The 15065-nt window shown below is 69.2% G+C and carries 13 protein-coding genes and 3 pseudogenes; 5 read left to right on the forward strand and 11 right to left on the reverse strand.

All coding sequences use genetic code 11. The features are described from left to right. Window positions 1–9: 9 nt before the first annotated feature. Both ACYVN4_RS12120 and ACYVN4_RS12125 read left to right on the forward strand, forming a co-directional pair. The gene (locus tag ACYVN4_RS12120) at window positions 10–1098 is read left to right on the forward strand and encodes a hypothetical protein (protein ID WP_460720304.1); all 1089 of its coding nucleotides are present in this window, start codon (window positions 10–12) and stop codon (window positions 1096–1098) included. Then, window positions 1095–1442 (forward strand): hypothetical protein, encoded by a 348-nt coding sequence (locus ACYVN4_RS12125; RefSeq protein ID WP_460720306.1) that lies wholly within the window; start codon window positions 1095–1097, stop codon window positions 1440–1442. Before ACYVN4_RS12120 ends, ACYVN4_RS12125 begins: the two co-directional genes overlap by 4 nt. Here ACYVN4_RS12125 and ACYVN4_RS12130 read toward each other — a convergent pair. Beyond that, complete coding sequence (locus ACYVN4_RS12130) at window positions 1411–2283, reverse strand: alpha/beta fold hydrolase (RefSeq protein WP_460720308.1); 873 nt, start codon at window positions 2281–2283, stop codon at window positions 1411–1413. The two genes, ACYVN4_RS12125 and ACYVN4_RS12130, sit on opposite strands and share 32 nt — an antisense overlap. Before the next feature lie 354 nt (window positions 2284–2637). Here ACYVN4_RS12130 and ACYVN4_RS12135 point away from each other — a divergent pair, with 354 nt between their 5' ends. Continuing rightward, complete coding sequence (locus tag ACYVN4_RS12135) at window positions 2638–3606, forward strand: MHYT domain-containing protein (protein WP_460720310.1); 969 nt, start codon at window positions 2638–2640, stop codon at window positions 3604–3606. 129 nt (window positions 3607–3735) lie between these two features. Further along, complete coding sequence (locus ACYVN4_RS12140; RefSeq protein ID WP_460720312.1) at window positions 3736–5322, forward strand: Na+/H+ antiporter; 1587 nt, start codon at window positions 3736–3738, stop codon at window positions 5320–5322. A 21-nt stretch (window positions 5323–5343) separates the two neighbouring features. On the opposite strand, the gene ACYVN4_RS12145 is transcribed toward ACYVN4_RS12140, so the two are convergent. From ACYVN4_RS12145 to ACYVN4_RS12185, 9 genes and pseudogenes are all read right to left on the reverse strand, one after another. Beyond that, window positions 5344–6408: a YdcF family protein gene (locus ACYVN4_RS12145; protein ID WP_460720314.1), complete on the reverse strand. Its 1065-nt coding sequence runs from the start codon at window positions 6406–6408 to the stop codon at window positions 5344–5346. Beyond that, window positions 6405–7439, reverse strand: a complete 1035-nt coding sequence (locus tag ACYVN4_RS12150) for a DUF418 domain-containing protein (protein ID WP_460720316.1) — start codon at window positions 7437–7439, stop codon at window positions 6405–6407. The genes ACYVN4_RS12145 and ACYVN4_RS12150 overlap by 4 nt, the downstream gene beginning before the upstream one ends. 90 nt (window positions 7440–7529) lie before the next feature. Beyond that, on the reverse strand, window positions 7530–8174 hold the full coding sequence (locus tag ACYVN4_RS12155) for a response regulator (RefSeq protein ID WP_460720318.1): 645 nt from the start codon (window positions 8172–8174) through the stop codon (window positions 7530–7532). Then, a complete protein-coding gene (locus ACYVN4_RS12160) occupies window positions 8171–9292 on the reverse strand; it encodes a sensor histidine kinase (RefSeq protein ID WP_460720320.1) in 1122 nt (373 codons plus the stop codon). Before ACYVN4_RS12160 ends, ACYVN4_RS12155 begins: the two co-directional genes overlap by 4 nt. Window positions 9293–9302: 10 nt before the next feature. After that, entirely contained in the window at window positions 9303–9956 is a 654-nt protein-coding gene (locus ACYVN4_RS12165) for a YdcF family protein (RefSeq protein ID WP_460720322.1), read from the reverse strand. Window positions 9957–10031: 75 nt separating this feature from the next. Then, window positions 10032–10439 (reverse strand): subtilase-type protease inhibitor, encoded by a 408-nt coding sequence (locus ACYVN4_RS12170; protein ID WP_460720324.1) that lies wholly within the window; start codon window positions 10437–10439, stop codon window positions 10032–10034. 79 nt (window positions 10440–10518) lie between these two features. Beyond that, a pseudogene (locus ACYVN4_RS12175) lies at window positions 10519–11094 on the reverse strand (ethanolamine ammonia-lyase light chain EutC); the annotation flags it as partial. A 183-nt stretch (window positions 11095–11277) separates the two neighbouring features. Further along, window positions 11278–11583: pseudogene (locus ACYVN4_RS12180) on the reverse strand (ethanolamine ammonia-lyase light chain EutC); the annotation flags it as partial. Further along, window positions 11580–13055, reverse strand: coding sequence for an ethanolamine ammonia-lyase subunit EutB (locus tag ACYVN4_RS12185; protein ID WP_460720326.1), 1476 nt, complete (start codon window positions 13053–13055; stop codon window positions 11580–11582). The gene ACYVN4_RS12185 and the pseudogene ACYVN4_RS12180, both read right to left, overlap by 4 nt. A 47-nt stretch (window positions 13056–13102) precedes the next feature. On the opposite strand from ACYVN4_RS12185, the pseudogene ACYVN4_RS12190 reads away from it, so the two are divergent. Next, window positions 13103–13765 (forward strand): annotated as a pseudogene (locus ACYVN4_RS12190) (rhomboid-like protein); the annotation flags it as partial. A gap of 114 nt (window positions 13766–13879) precedes the next feature. Here the strand turns inward: ACYVN4_RS12190 and ACYVN4_RS12195 are convergent. Beyond that, window positions 13880–15064, reverse strand: coding sequence for a cation:proton antiporter (locus ACYVN4_RS12195; RefSeq protein WP_460720328.1), 1185 nt, complete (start codon window positions 15062–15064; stop codon window positions 13880–13882). Window position 15065 lies beyond the last annotated feature (1 nt).

Here is a 15065-nt window from a genome sequence, read left to right on the forward strand (position 1 = left end):
GGAATTGCGGTGGCCGCCTTGGTCGTAGCGGTGGTTCCGGCCTGGTGGTGCGGGCGCGACGCCGACGCCTGGTATCGCGGGGATCCGGGGCGGGTGCGCGGGCTCGCCGAGGAGATGGTGGCTTACGAAGCGGCCGATGACCAGCAGCGTTCCGGGAATGCGGACGGCATGTGGGGGCTGCTCGCGCATCAGATGACCGCGCTGGGGTTGGCGCAGGTGGTGCTCGCACATCCGGAATGGCGGGACCGCTACGCGCCGATCGCGACCAAGGCCGCGGCCAAGAGCCTGCGGGCGAACATGCGCTCGGAGTTCACCGCGGCCTGGCACGGCGAGGACGGGATCACCGTCCCCGACTCACCACACGGTCACGCCTACCTGTCCTATCCCGCGCTCGCGCTCGGGATGGCACGACTGGTAGATCCTGCCTTCCCCGCCGAGCTGGCCGCCCAGGACGATGCACTGATCGCCACTTTCGAGCGGCGACTGCTTGCGTCACCGAACGCGCTGCTGGAAACGCTTCCGGGCGAGGCGTATCCGACCGATGTGGCGGCGGTGGCCGCCGCGATCGCGGTGCATGGGCGTGCGACCGGCATCGATCACTCGGCGGTGCTCGCCCATTGGGCACAGCAGGCGCGGGCGGTGCACATCGACCGGGCGACCGGACTGGTGTGGCAGCGCATGGGCATCGACGGTCGGCCCCACGACGCCCCACGCGCGTCCGGGACCGGATTCGCCGCGTACTTCGCGGGTTTCGCGGATCGCGCGCTCGCGCAGGAATTCGCCGACGGCTTCTTCCACCAGGAGCGCAGCGTGTTCGGCTTCGGCGCGATGCACGAATACGGCGGTGGCACCAGCGGTCCCGGCGATATCGACAGCGGCCCGGTGGTGCTCGGAATCTCGGTGTCGGCGACCGCGTTCGCGCTCGCCCCCGCGCGGGCCTTCGGACACCATGACCTCTTCACCCGCATCTACCGCACCGCGGCGCTGACCGGTCTGCCGATGCGCAGCGGTGATCGCCTGCGCTTCACGACCGCCGGCGCGATCGGCAATGCGCTGCTGCTCGCCTTCCTCACCTCCGGCCCGGAGGTGGCCCGATGAGACGACCCGATTCCGCGATGCTGCTGGCCGGATGGCGGCTGGTCCGCGTCCCACTGATCTTGACCGTGGCGTATCTCGTACTGCGCGAAACACTGTCGGCGCTCTCCGCCCGGCACGGCCTGGGCTCACCGGATGGCCTGGGCCTGGGCTATCTGGCCGTCGCGGTCCTGACCGAGGGGCTGCGGCTGATCCTGCTGATCGTGGTGCCCGCGGTCGTAGCCTACCGCGTGGTGGCGTTCGCGGTCTCGCGCCGGCTGCACCGAGACGCCGCGCCGGTCGTACCCGTCGGCGCCGGAGCGGAACTCGCCGAGGTCAGCGAGCCGACGCGGCAATCCGGGCGATGATGACGGCCGCCAGCTCGGCGGGCCGCTCCTCCGCGATCCAATGGGTGGCGTCGAGCACCTCGTGCGTGAACGGCCCCTCGACGTAATGCCCTGTCAGCGCCGCGTTCTCGGGCACGATGTAGTGGTCGCGAGTACTGGAGACATGGGTCGTCGGGACGGTGACCTTGCGGAATGCCTTGCGCGGGTCGGCGATCAGCATGGCCCGATACCAGTTGATCGAATACTTCAGCGCTCCACCGCCGATGATGTCGTGCACGACACGGTCGAGCGACTCGGCGTCCATGCCCGAGGCCGCCAGCGCCCGCTCGCGGCGTTGCGGATGCTGGGGATCACTCAGCGCGGGAAGCAGTTTGGCGAGCGCGAGTTCCGGTAGCCACGGCACCTGGAACAGCACCATGTAAGGGGTGCGCAGCAACTGACTCGTCGTGAGCGCGGTGCGGATGAAGGCCCCGGGATGTGGGATCGAGACCGAGGTGAGGGTCGCGACCAGGTCGGGCCGGGCGGCGGCCAACGACCATGCCACCGCCGAACCCCAGTCGTGGCCCACGACATGGACGGGCCCGACCCCGAGCGCGTCGATCAGCGCCACGGTGTCGCCGACCAGTGCGGTCATCCGGTAGGCGTAGCGGCCGCGCGGGCGCGCGCCTGGCGAATAGCCGCGTTGGGTGGGAGCGATGGTGCGGTAACCGGATTCGTGCAGATACGGCGTGAGCCGCGACCACTCGGTGGCCGTCTGCGGCCAGCCGTGCAACAGCACGACCGGTGTGCCGTCGAGCGGACCCTCGTCGATCACGTCGAACGTCAATCCGTCATGCGTATAACTCGTAAGCCGCGTGGTCACCGCTCCCCCTTAATGCCGAGACTGCGTTATTGCCGCAGCCTACCGTCGAGGCCATTGCCACTTCGCGCGGAAAGTTGTTCGTGGACCGGTCACCGAGTGATAGCCGACACATCCGGTAAACCACAGGGACACAGTGCAATCCGATCCCTCGGAACACACGCGAGCAGCGGGAATCTGCCACCCGGAAGTAATTCGAATGAAACATCACCTTTCAATTTCCCAAATCGAATACCGGCCGGTAGTGTGCCCCCGTCACCTCTCCGATGACGAAACCCCTGTTCTGGCAATGGAGTTCGAGTGCTGGAAATTCACCACTTCAGCTTTGGGTTGGTTACACCCATCCTGGCTTACATCATGTCCGTCATCGGATCGCTGCTCGGCCTGCGATGTACGGCACGGGCAGGCTCGGGCGACGGCCGCAACAGCTGGCTGATCGCGGCCGCGGTCGCCATCGGCGGCACCGGCATCTGGGTCATGCACTTCGTCGCCATGCTCGGCTTCAGCATCCGCGGCGCGGAGATCCGCTACAACGTGCCGCTCACCATGCTCAGCGCCGTCATCTCGGTGACGGTGGTGTGGATGGGGCTGTTCATCGTGGCGCGCGAGCCCTTCGGACGGCTGTCGCTGTTCGCGGGTGGCGCGGTCACCGGCCTCGGCGTGGGCGCCATGCACTACTCGGGCATGTATGCCATGAAGTCCGATGCCACCATCGACTACGACCCGGCGATCGTGACGCTGTCGATGGTGATCGCGGTGGTTGCGGCCACCGTGGCGCTGTGGTTCACGCTGGTCATCAGGGGCATCTGGGCCACCCTCGGGGCGGCGCTCATCATGGGCGTAGCGGTGACGGGCATGCACTACACCGGCATGGCGTCGATGAGCGCGCACCACGTGGACAATGCCGCGGCCCCGCACGGCACCGCGGCCATGGAGTTGCTGGCACCGCTGATGATCACCGTCAGCATCGTGACGCTGGTGCTGCTCATCCACGTGGGACTCACCGAGGTGGACGAACGCTCGATGATGCCGGAACCGGTGCGGCCCCAGCCGGATTCGGCGGCGACCTGGTCGCTGCGGCCGTCGGCGTCGGCCGGTCAGGCGCGCGGCTTCGGTCCGGACATGCACGGCTCCGGCCAGGACGTCGCCGGATCCACCGACTACCGGACCGCCGGGCTCTACCCGCCCGCCTCCGACTATCCGGTGCCGGGACGGCACGCGGCGGGGGCCGAGACCGCGAATCCGGGCCGCTACCAGCCCGCCGGTGCGGGCCCCGCCGTCCGGCAGGACCACCAACCGCTGCCGCAGCGGGGTCGCCGCGGGTGATAGCCGCAGCGCCCCGGATGTGGGCAATCTCCGCGCCGGGCCGCGGCGACTGAGAATTGCCATGCCGGTTCGCTGAGAATACGGACCGGGTGTTCGACTTTCGGGCATATCGGCAGCAAACTGACTGCCGTGGAGCACCACCAGCTGGAACTCATCTTCGCGGTCCTGTTCGCGACCATCCTGGCCCAGCCGCTCGGACGGCGGCTGGGCCAGGCTCCGGCGGTACTCATGACGGCGTTCGGGGTGGTGCTGGCGCTCATCCCGGCGGTCCCGAATATCCAGATCGACCCGAAACTCATCCTGCCGCTGGTGCTTCCGCCACTGCTGTACGCGGCCGCGCGACGCACCTCGTGGCGGCAGTTCGCCGAGAACTGGGCGGCCATCAGCCTGCGGGCGGTGGTGCTGGTGATCGTCACCACGGTGGCCGTGGCCTGGGCCTTCCACCTCTGGTATCCGGCCGTGCCGATCGGCGCGGCGGTAGCCCTCGGTGCGCTGGTCGCGCCCCCGGATCCGGTGGCGGTCTCGGCGCTGGCGGGCAAGCTGGGGCTGCCACGACGACTGGTGGCGGTGCTCGAGGGCGAGGGCCTGTTCAACGACGTGACCGCGATCGTGCTGTATTCCGCGGCGATCGATGCCGTGGTGACCGGAAAGTTCTCGGCCTGGGGCGCATTCCGCGATTTCGGGCTGTCGGCGCTGGTCGGAGTGGCGGTGGGGCTGCTGTTCGGTTGGGCCGGAAGCAAACTCATGCAGTGGCTCGACGAGGCGCCGTGGCGGGTGGCACTGGGTCTGCTGCTGCCGTTCGCGGCCTACGGGCTCTCCGAATCGCGGGGCGGGTCCGCGGTGCTGGCGGTGCTGGTGTGCTCGATGTATCTCACCGACGCCGCCACCGATTTCAGCGACAGCGACTACCGGCTGGTGGGTGACTCGTTCTGGGAGATCACCGAAATGCTGGTCACCGGCTTCGCTTTCGGGCTGATCGGGCTGGAGTTGAGCACGGTGATGCGCGACGCCGGACCGCATTGGCCGCGGTTCATCGGCGGGGCGCTGGTGGTGATCGCGGTGGTGGTGGCGCTGCGGTTGATGTGGCTGCTGACCACGACCGCGCTGTTCCGGTCCTGGTGGCGCACCCGGGACAAAGACGAGCCCTACACCTGGCGGGAGACCGTGGTCACCTGGTGGGCGGGCATGCGCGGGGTGGCGACCGTGGCGCTGGCGCTGGCCGTGCCGTTCACCACCGATGACGGAAAACCGTTTCCTGGGCGCACCGAAATCCTGTTCACGGCGATCGCGGTGGTGTTGTTCACGCTGCTGCTGCAGGGCCCGACGCTGCCCGCGGTGGTGCGGTTGACCGGCGTGCACGCCGACACCGGGGCCGAGCGCGCGCTGGAACGGCAGCTGTGGACGCGGGTGTTGCAGGCGGAACTGGCTCGGCTCAAGGAGATTTCGACCTCCGAGCAGCTCCCCGATGAGGTGTACGAGCGGCTGCGCACTGGGTTCGAACGGCGGCTGGCACAGGCCGATCCGGAGGCCGCCGACAGCAATGCCCGCATGCATACCGACCGGACCGTGGCCTTCACCAAGCAGATTCGCGCCATCAGCAACGAGGTACTGGAGGCGGGGCGTGCCGAAGCGATGGCCGCACGCCGGGAACCGGGGGTGCCGCCGGATGTGGTGGACCGGGTGATGCGGCGGCTTGACCTGCGCGGCAGCAGCTGATTACGGACCAACGGCCGACCGCTAACCGGCGGCCAGCCCGACCGGCAGGTAGCTGACGACCAGCAGCGCCGCAACGGCGGCCAGCAGCACGCCCGAGACGGCAAGGTTGACCCGGCGATGGGTCACCAGCACGGCCACGAACTCGCGCAAGAACGCGGCGGGCACGAAGTAGCGGGCGGTGCGCGAGCCGGTGACCTGGGCGTTCAGGCCGAGGCGGCGGGTCAGCGCGGCGGTGCGCAGGACGTGGAAGTCGCTGGTGACCACCGTCATTCGCACCGTGGCAGGGTCGAGGCCGCGGCGGCGCAGCTCACGCAGGGTGAAGCGCAGGTTCTCCTCGGTAGTGCGGGAACGGTTCTCGCGAACCAGCACCTCCGCCGGAATGCCCCGGTGCGCAAGGTAATCGGCCATGGCATCGGCCTCGGGCACGGATTCGCCGGGGCCTTGACCGCCGGAGGTCACCAGCAGCGGGCTGCCACCGTGGACGCGGGCGGACTCGAACACCTCGGCGGCGCGATCCAGGCGCGAGGCCAGCAGTGGCGTCACCGCGTCCCCGCGCAGCCCGCAGCCGAGCGCGACCACCACATCGGTGCCCGGGTCGCGGGGCAGCCGCGCGTAGAGCACGGCGTATCCGATGAACGCGACCAGCTGGACCAGGACCAGCAACGCGAGCAGGGTCACCGCCACAACCAGCGCCATCACCCAGGCCGGTCTGGGCGTTCCGGTGTCGAGGATCTGAAATGCGAGGAAGGGCAGGCCGATCAGGCCGATACCGGCCAGCGGGGCCACCGCGGTCGCGACCCGCAGTCCCTCGCGGCGAGTCAGCACCACCCCGTTGGCCACCAACCCGATGCCCGCCGCGAAGATCGAGAGCGGAGGTAACAGGATCACCAGGGCGGCAACCAGTTCCGCCGCCGGGCCGGGCGCGAGAGTGGGCAGGGTCGAGACCGCGGCGAAGGCGAGCAGCACGGTGGCGGCGAGCAGGATCAGGCCGGTGGAAATCCGGCGCGGGTCGCGAATCACCCTGAGCGCGCCCAGAATTACCAGTCCGACACCGGCGACCGGCAGGACGGCATATGTCGCGGTCATCGCTGGACTGCCCGACTCGCATCGAACAGAGCTTTCCCATCACCGGAATCGTGTGTGCCGGAGGCTGTTTCCCGGACGGGCGCAGCTCCGGCCCAGCTGACGCGGCGCACGAGATACTCCAGCGGGCCTTGCGGGAAGCGATGCAGCCACCACATGGTGGCCGCGGCCTGGACGGTGAGGATTGCGACGCACAGCACGAGCATGAGCGTCCATGCGCTGTGCGCACCCGATTCCAGGCCCAACCGCGGCGCGAAAGCCCCTGCGGCGACCACGAATACCGTCGCGGCGAGGTAGTTGGTGAGCGCGGTCCGGCCGAGTCCGGCCAGCACCGCCGCCACCGCACCCTCGGGACGATTGCCGAGCAGCAGCAGGACCGCGCAGCCGTAAGCCGCGGCGAGAATAAGACCCGTGACCGCCCCGTATTCCGGATGCGCCGACTGCAACAGCAGCGCCGGAACCGCGGCCACGCCGAGCACGAGCAGTGCAACGGGCAACACCCGATGCCCCGATTCGGCCAGCCGAGAAGGCAATCCGGCCAGCCCCGCCGCGAAGCCGAGCAGGAACAGGCCCGGCACCTCGAGCAGCCCCGGCGCGCCCAGCACAGCCGCCACCGTCACCACCGCACCGACGCCGGCGCACACCGGCACCGCCCAACGGGGAGGAAGAAACGTCGCGGGCAACAGCAGCACCAACGCGACAATCGCATACGGCAGCAGCGCCTCACCCGGCTGCAACAGATGATGCAGCGCCCCCAACGCCCCGATCACAATGATCCGCCGCAGCATCACCACCCGCGGTGATCCCGCCCGCTGTCGCGCCGCCTGCCACATGAGCGCGAAACTCACCCCGAACAGCAATGAGAACAGCGGGAAGAACCGGCTGTAGACAGCGAATTCCAGCCACCGCACCACCGGGTCGACCGTCCCGTCGTCCCGCACCGGAGACAGCCGCAGGATCGCAGGCGCATTCGCGAACAGGATCCCGCACAGGGCGAATCCCCGCAGAATATCGAGGCTCGGCAGTCGTTTCATACCAGCCATGGTGGTTCGCCAGGGGTATCCCCGACATCGGCCGAACGGCCGGAACCCGCGCAGACCCCTCGGCCGAACGGATGATCAGGTTCAGTCCATCAGTCCGGCTTGCCAGATGCGGGCGGCGATTTCGACGCGGTTTCGGGCGTCGAGGCGGCGTTGGATGCTGGCGATGTGGGTTTTGACGGTGCCGAGGGAGAGGTGGAGGCGGGTGCCTACTTCGGCGTTGGTCGCGCCTTCCGCGACCAGGCGGGCGACGTCGAGTTCGCGGGGGCTGAGGGTGGCTATTGCGTCGGTGAGGGGGGCGGGGATGCGGCGGTCGGTGTGGGCTCGGGTGCGGCGTAGGAGGGCGGTGGTCAGTTCGGGGCTGATCAGGGCGTCGCCTGCGACTGCGGCGCGGACTGCGGCCAGGAGGAGGTCGGGGCCGGAGTCCTTGAGGAGGAAGCCGCTGGCGCCGTGGGCGAGGGCGGTGTCGACGTAGTCGTCGTCGTTGAAGGTGGTGACGATGACGACTCGGGTGTCGGCGCTGACGCGTTTGCACACCTCTAGCCCGTCGAGGCGGGGCATGCGGATGTCGAGGAGGGCGACGTCGGGGTGGTGTTCGCGGATCGCCTCGATCGCCTGGACGCCGTCGGCGGCTTGGGCCACCACCTCGATATCGGGTGCGGCGTCGAGGATCATGGCGAAACCCATGCGCACCATGTCCTGGTCGTCGGCGAGCACTACCCGAATCATCGTGTTCCTCCGGTGTTTTCGCCGATGGGCAGCCTGGCGGCCACTTGCCAGCGATGGTCGAGGAATCGTCCGGCGGTCACGGAGCCGCCGACCGCCGCCGCCCGTTCGGCCAGGCCGGCGAGGCCGCGCCCGGTGCCGCCGCCGATGCCGCCGGATCCGGATCCGTTGTCGTACACGTGGATACGCAGTTCGTCGCCGTCGATTCGTACTTCGACCTCGACCTTTGTGGCGTCGGCGGCATGACGGCGGATATTGTTGAACGCCTCCAACAGGATTCGGTGCGCGGCCAGTAGCACCGCGTCCGGCACCCGGGGTGCGGCGACCGCGGGGTCGATCTCGGAAATCACTTCGGCCGTGACGGTTTCGGAGAATCTGTCGACCAGATCGCGCAGGTCGTGGGTGTCCCGTACGGCCGTGCGGGCGGCGGGCGAGGTGGCCACCATGGCCCGGATATCGTCGAGCGCGCGCCGCCCGGACTCCTCGATCCGGGTCAGCACCGGCCGCGTCCGCCTGTCCGCCCCGGCCTGCGCCGCCTGTGCGAGCACCACGATGCCCATCACCTCGTGGGCGATCACATCGTGCAGTTCCCGCGCCATCTGCGCCCGCTCCCCTGCCACCGCGGCCGTGCGCTCGGCCACCACGCGTTGCCGATGCGAGCGCACCAGCAGCCCGATGCCCAGCGCGGTGATGGTCGGCACCGCCACGGCCAGCGGCAGCACACCGTCCCGCTCGTGACCGCCGAGGAAGGTCGAGCCGACCGCCACGACCGCGAGCACAGTCGTCAGCAATGTGTCAGCGAAACCGGCGATCCGGGACGCCACCACCCCGCAGGCGACGATCGTCACCCACACGGACGCGGTCGCCCAGGGCGAATACCCGGTCGGCCAATTCCCCACCACCGCAATCACGCCGACCATCGAAGCCAGTCCGATCAGCACCTCACGCTGCGTGCTGGCGGGTACCGGTCGTGGCTGCGCAGCGGTCACGCAGGCCCAGGTCCCGGTCGCGACACCCAGCAGATCCACCGCCGCCTGACCCACGCTGCCCGACGCCGTCAACTCCACCAGCACCGCCAAGGCAGCGGGAATCAGGCACAGAGCGAATATCCGGCGATCCATGGGATCGACCCTAGTCGTCGCCGGGTCCCGCTTCCCGCAGCCGACCCTCGACCCGGGCACCACGCCGAACGGCTGCGAGCGCGGGAGCGGCCAGCACGGCGACGAATTCGCGCAGGAACGATCGCCGCAGCAGCAGTCGCGCGGTCCGCGCCCCGGTCACCTCGACGCGCAGACCCAGCCGCCCTGCGAGGCGGGCCGTGCGGAACACATGGAAATCGCTGGTCACCACCGTGATTCGGGTCGCATCCACGTCGATGCCGCGCCGCCGCAGCTCCTGCATCGTATAGCGCAGGTTCTCCTCGGTATTCCGTGACCGGTTCTCGCGCACGATCTCGTCGGCCGGCATGCCCTGCGCCAGCAGGTAATCCGCCATCGCGTCCGCCTCGGTCAGCGACTCGCCGTTGCCTTGCCCGCCGGAGACCACCAGCAGCGGCGCACCGCCCCGGTCCCGCTCGGAGCGCAGCACCGCGAGCGCTCGATCGAGTCGGCGGGCCAGCATCGGGGCCACCCGGTCGCCGCGCAATCGGCAGCCGAGCACGACCACCACCTGCGCGCCCGGCCGTGGGGCCGATCGCGCGCGGCCCAGGGTGTATCCGGCGAACCCGGTCAGCGGGACCAGCACCGCCGCACCCGCCAGCACCGCCACCGCTCCCCGCAGCCTCATCCCGGCTGCACCTCGCGCACCATGGGACCGACCCTAGTCACCCGCGCGGAATCGCCGGGCGGCGACAGGCGGGGCTCAGAATTCGAACACCGAGGTGCTGCGGTTCCCGGCCGCGCACATGCTGGGGTAGGTGTGCCGGTAGCTGACCGGGTTGCCCTGCCAGACGCCGTCGGCCGCCACCGTGACCGGGTCGTAGATCATCGGGCACATCCGCATCGGACGGCCGTGCAGCTTCTCGAAATCGCCTCCGGCCGTGGTCAACTCGTCGCAGGCCGACGCTGCCGCCGGATGCGTGCCCAGCACGGTCGGCGCGCACACGAGCACGACCGACCGCTGACTGGATGCGGTCTCGAGCGATTCACCCTGCGCCACCGTCAAAGTCAACGCCGAGGCGGGCAGATCGTCGGCGTGCGCCACGGGTAGCGCGACCAGCGTCGCCGCCACCCCGACACCCGCGCCGAGCATTCGCAGACCGATGGACATGAATTACCTCCTCGACGACCCGACCTGCCCCCTCGATCGTCCCGACCGGATCGCATGTTTCATTCCGAGGCATACGAATTCAGTCGAAGTCGCTCGCATCCAAGGTCAACGGGGTGCGCGCGGCATTCCCGCCCCCGGTGTGCGCGTCGAGAATGAGGGGCGCGATGCCCGCGCCGGACGCAAGTTCCGGGTCGGCAGAGGTGTCCTTGAGGTCGACACCGGAGCGGCCCAGGCGGCACGCCCCGTCGACGAGCGCGGCGGTGACCTGCGCAGCTCGGGCATACGTGAGGCCCTCGGGCGGATGAATATTGGAGATGCAGTTGCGTTCGGAATCGGCGCGCCCAGGTAGCGGGTGATGCGTGAGGTAGATGCCGAGACTGTCGGCGACCGACAGACCTGGGCGCTCACCGATGAGAACGAGCACCGTGCTGACACCGAGCGCCGCCCCGATGTGATCCCCCAACGCCACCCGCGCCTGAGTAGCGATCACCGGCGGAGCAAAGGTGTACCGGTCCCCGAGCGCCTCGATCAACGCCGCGACCATCGGCACCCCATGATCGGTCAACGCCCGCGGCGAAAGCCCATCCGCCAGCACGAATCCCACATCCGCACCGCTATCCGGCACCCCCGCCAGCACCTCCCCGAGGCTCTCGCGGCCATCCGCGCCACCAACGCCCGCTCCCCCACCCATCCCATCACCGCGACCTGCGTCGGAGCCCTCACCGTCACCATTCCCCAGGCCCTCAGCACAACCGAGACCCGCGCCCGACCAAATCGTGCGTACCCCAGACGAATTCGCCACCGCCTTGCCGTCGGCTGCACCCACCTCCACACCGCCCGGCAGCCGCCCAAGATCGGGACGCCGCAGATATTCGGACCGATCAGCGGCCAGGCTGCGCACATGCACCGCATCCCCCAGCCCGAGCGCAGGCAACCTGCCTGCCAGGGCGGCGACATCCAGCGGATTGTGCACAGCATCCCGCGCGGCCGCATGCGCAGCCCGAAACTCCAGCACCTCCCGCGTCGGCAGTGCGTCCCCCGCCCGCCCGAGCCCGATCCGCGCCTGCGTCGTCATCCGCAGCCCTGCCCAGAATTCCTGCGCGGCAATATTCTCCGCCACCCCGATGATGTCGTCGGTTGTCATGCCGCGACCTCCTTGGCGGCGAGGGCGCGGAGCGGGGAGGAGAGGGGTTCGATGGGGAGGATGCGGCCGGTGGAGTCGATCATGCCGAGGCGGTCGAGCCAGGCGGCGAATTCGGGGGCGGGGGTGAGGTTCAGGACTTTTCGGGCGTAGAGGGCGTCGTGGTAGGCGAGGGATTGGTAGCCGAGCATGACGTCGTCGGCACCCGGGACGGCGATGACGAAGGCGCAACCGGCGGTGCCGAGGAGGGTGAGGAGGGTGTCCATGTCGTCTTGGTCGGCTTCGGCGTGGTTGGTGTAGCAGACGTCGACGCCCATGGGGAGGCCGAGGAGTTTGCCGCAGAAGTGGTCTTCCAGGCCCGCGCGGATGATTTGTTTGCCGTCGTAGAGGTATTCGGGGCCGATGAAGCCGACGACCGTGTTGATCAGCAGCGGGTCGAGGTCGCGGGCCACGGCGTAGGCGCGGGTCTCGAGGGTCTGCTGGTCGACGGGGCGGCCGCCGGTGCCCAGGTGCGCCCCGGCCGAGAGTGCCGAGCCCTGACCGGTTTCCAGGTACATGACATTGTCGCCGACGGTGCCGCGCCGCAGCGACCGCCCGGCCTCGTTGGCCTCGCGCAGCAGCGAGATGTTCACGCCGAACCCGGAATTCGCGCCCTCGGTGCCCGCGATGGACTGGAACACCAGGTCCACCGGCGCGCCCGCCTCGATCAGCCCGAGCGTGGTGGTGACGTGCGAGAGCACGCACGACTGGGTTGGGATGTCGAAGCGCTGCCGCACCTCGTCGAGCAGGTACAGCAGATCCGCGGTGGCACGCGGGGAATCGGTGGCGGGGTTGATCCCGATGACCGCGTCCCCGCAACCCAGCAGTAGCCCGTCCAACACCGCGGCCGCGATCCCGCGCGAATCATCGGTGGGATGGTTGGGTTGCAGCCGGGTGGCCAGCGTGCCCGGCAGGCCGATGCTGGTCCGGAACCCGGACCGCACCCGCACGGCGTGCGCGACCGCGATCAGATCCTGATTGCGCATGAGTTTGCTGACGGCCGCGACCATTTCAGGCGTGAGCCCGGCAGAAACTGCGGCCAGCGTGGCCGCGGCGTCGGCGGTGGCGGCCACGGCCAGCAGCCAATCCCGCAGCCCACCCACGGTCAGATGTGAAATCGCCTGGTAGGCAGCGCGATCGTGGCTGTCGACGATCAAGCGCGTGACCTCGTCGGTCTCGTACGGCACCACCATGTCGGTGAGGAAGGTGTCCAGCGGCACCTCCGCCAGCGCCCACTGTGCCGCGGCCCGCTCGGCGTCGGAATGTGCCGCGCATCCGGCGAGTTCGTCGCCGCTGCGGCGCGGGGTGGCCTTGGCCAGCAGATCGACCAACCCGTCGAAGGTGTAGGTGGTGCCGCCCAGGCGCTGGTGATAGATCACCTTTCCGATGGTCCGGACCCATGTTGCTGCGACGTAACCACCGTTTTCCCTGGGCATTAATGCGCGTTACGCGTACAGAAATGACCTCGGGATACCATCGAGTAATGGCATTGGCCACCTACCAGCCGCCCTGGCTGCGCACCGTCGACCTCGGCGAACAGGCACGCGCCCTGTTCGTCTGGTGGGCGCAGCCGCAGCGGTTGCGGCGCGCCGTGCAGGCGTATCGCGATCTGCTGGCGGTCACCCCGGCGTGTATCGCCTACGCGTTCACCCTGTTCATCACCTGGTGGACGCTGCGCGGGGCCAGCGATATCGTCGGCCGGCGGCTGATCTTCTCGGCGTCGACGAATCTGCGCAATATGCAGAAGGATCCGATCCAGGTGCTGGTCGCCTCGGCATTCTGGACCGATGGCGGTTTCCCGTGGGGCGACATTCTGATCCTGGTCACGCTGATGGCGCTGGCCGAACGCTGGCTGGGTTCGCTGCGCTGGATCTTCGTGGTGGCCATCGGCCATGTCGGCGCGACCCTGATCACCGTGCTGGGCATCGCGCACAAGCTCGACAAGCATCTGATCCCGACCCGGGTGGCGTTCGCCTCGGATGTGGGCCCCAGCTACGGGATCTCGGCCATGCTGGCCGCGCTCACCTTCCGGCTGCGCGGCCCGGCCCGCTGGTTGTGGGCGCTGGGGGTGCTGGTCTGGTACGCGTACGGCGTCTATCACGGGCGCACCTTCACCGATTACGGCCACTTCTTCGCGCTGCTCATCGGTTTCACGGTGGGTGCGGTCGCGGTGGCGCTCTCGCACCGCTTGGTCGCGATGCGCGACCGCAAGGCGGCCCGGCGCCTGGCGGTCGCGAAGACCGCCGGGGCCGGACCGGATTCAGCCGGGGACCGGGTCGCTGCGCCGGTCGCGCTGCACGAGCCGGATGACGGGCTCGACGACGCGGGCCGCGATCGGGCCGAGCACGGCCATCATCAGCACGTAGGCGGAGGCCAGGGCGGCCAGCCGCCCGTCCACGCCACCGAGTGAAACCGCCAGTCCGGCAATGACGATGGAGAATTCGCCGCGTGCCACCAGCGCCGCGCCCGCGCGCGCCCGGCCCATGCGGCGAATCCCCTGACGGGAGGCCGCGAACCAGCCGGTGGCGATCTTGGTCAGTGCAGTGACGACGGCCAGCAGGATCGCCCAGCCCAGTACCGGCGGTATGGCGCGCGGATCGGTATTGAGCCCGAACGCCACGAAGAAGATGGCCGCGAACAGATCCCGCAGCGGTTCGAGAAGTTTCGCCGCCTCGTGCGCGGTGGAGTCGGAGATGGCGATGCCCAGCAGGAACGCGCCGACGGCCGCCGACACATTGAGCGCCGAGGCCGCGCCCGCCACCAGCAGCGCCGCGCCGAGCAGCTTGAGCAGGAACACTTCCCGATCGTCACTGTCGACGATCTTCGACACGTAGCGCCCGTAGCGCAGCGCCACGACGAGCACCACGGTGATCGCGACCAGGGCGATGGCCAGCGACCGCAACCCGCTCACGAAGCTCAGCCCGGCCAGCATCATGGTGAGAATCGGCAGGTAGACCGCCATGGCCAGATCCTCGAACACCAGGATGGACAGGATCACCGGCGTCTCACGGTTACCGAGCCGCCCGAGATCGTTGAGCACCTTGGCGACGATGCCGGAGGAGGAGATATAGGTGACGCCGGCCATGGTGACCGCGCCGACCGCCCCCCAGCCCAGCATGAGCGCCACGATCACGCCGGGCGTGGCGTTGAGGACGATGTCGAGCAGGCCCGCCAGCCAGTCCCGGCGTAATCCGGTCACCAATTCGGCTGCGGTGTATTCCAATCCGAGCAGCAGGAGCAGCAGCACCACACCGATCTCACCGGCGAGGTGACCGAATTCGGTGGCGGCCTGCATGCGCACGATGCCGCCGTCACCGAAGGCCAGGCCGCCCAACAGATAGAGAGGAATCGGCGACATGCCGAAGCGGGCGGCCAGTCGCCCCAGCATGCCGAGCGCGAACAAGATCGCGCCGAGTTCGAACAGGGCTAGACCGGTCGAATCCACC

The organism is Nocardia heshunensis (genome assembly GCF_054782115.1).

Coding starts and splice junctions, on each gene's coding strand:
- ACYVN4_RS12125 (WP_460720306.1), top strand. CDS start 1,095: ATGAGACGACCCGATTCCGCGATGCTGCTGGCCGGATGGCGGCTGGTC.
- ACYVN4_RS12135 (WP_460720310.1), top strand. CDS start 2,638: ATGTCCGTCATCGGATCGCTGCTCGGCCTGCGATGTACGGCACGGGCA.
- ACYVN4_RS12145 (WP_460720314.1), bottom strand. CDS start 6,408: ATGACCGCGACATATGCCGTCCTGCCGGTCGCCGGTGTCGGACTGGTA.
- ACYVN4_RS12150 (WP_460720316.1), bottom strand. CDS start 7,439: ATGAAACGACTGCCGAGCCTCGATATTCTGCGGGGATTCGCCCTGTGC.
- ACYVN4_RS12155 (WP_460720318.1), bottom strand. CDS start 8,174: ATGATTCGGGTAGTGCTCGCCGACGACCAGGACATGGTGCGCATGGGT.
- ACYVN4_RS12160 (WP_460720320.1), bottom strand. CDS start 9,292: ATGGATCGCCGGATATTCGCTCTGTGCCTGATTCCCGCTGCCTTGGCG.
- ACYVN4_RS12165 (WP_460720322.1), bottom strand. CDS start 9,956: ATGAGGCTGCGGGGAGCGGTGGCGGTGCTGGCGGGTGCGGCGGTGCTG.
- ACYVN4_RS12170 (WP_460720324.1), bottom strand. CDS start 10,439: ATGTCCATCGGTCTGCGAATGCTCGGCGCGGGTGTCGGGGTGGCGGCG.
- ACYVN4_RS12185 (WP_460720326.1), bottom strand. CDS start 13,055: ATGCCCAGGGAAAACGGTGGTTACGTCGCAGCAACATGGGTCCGGACC.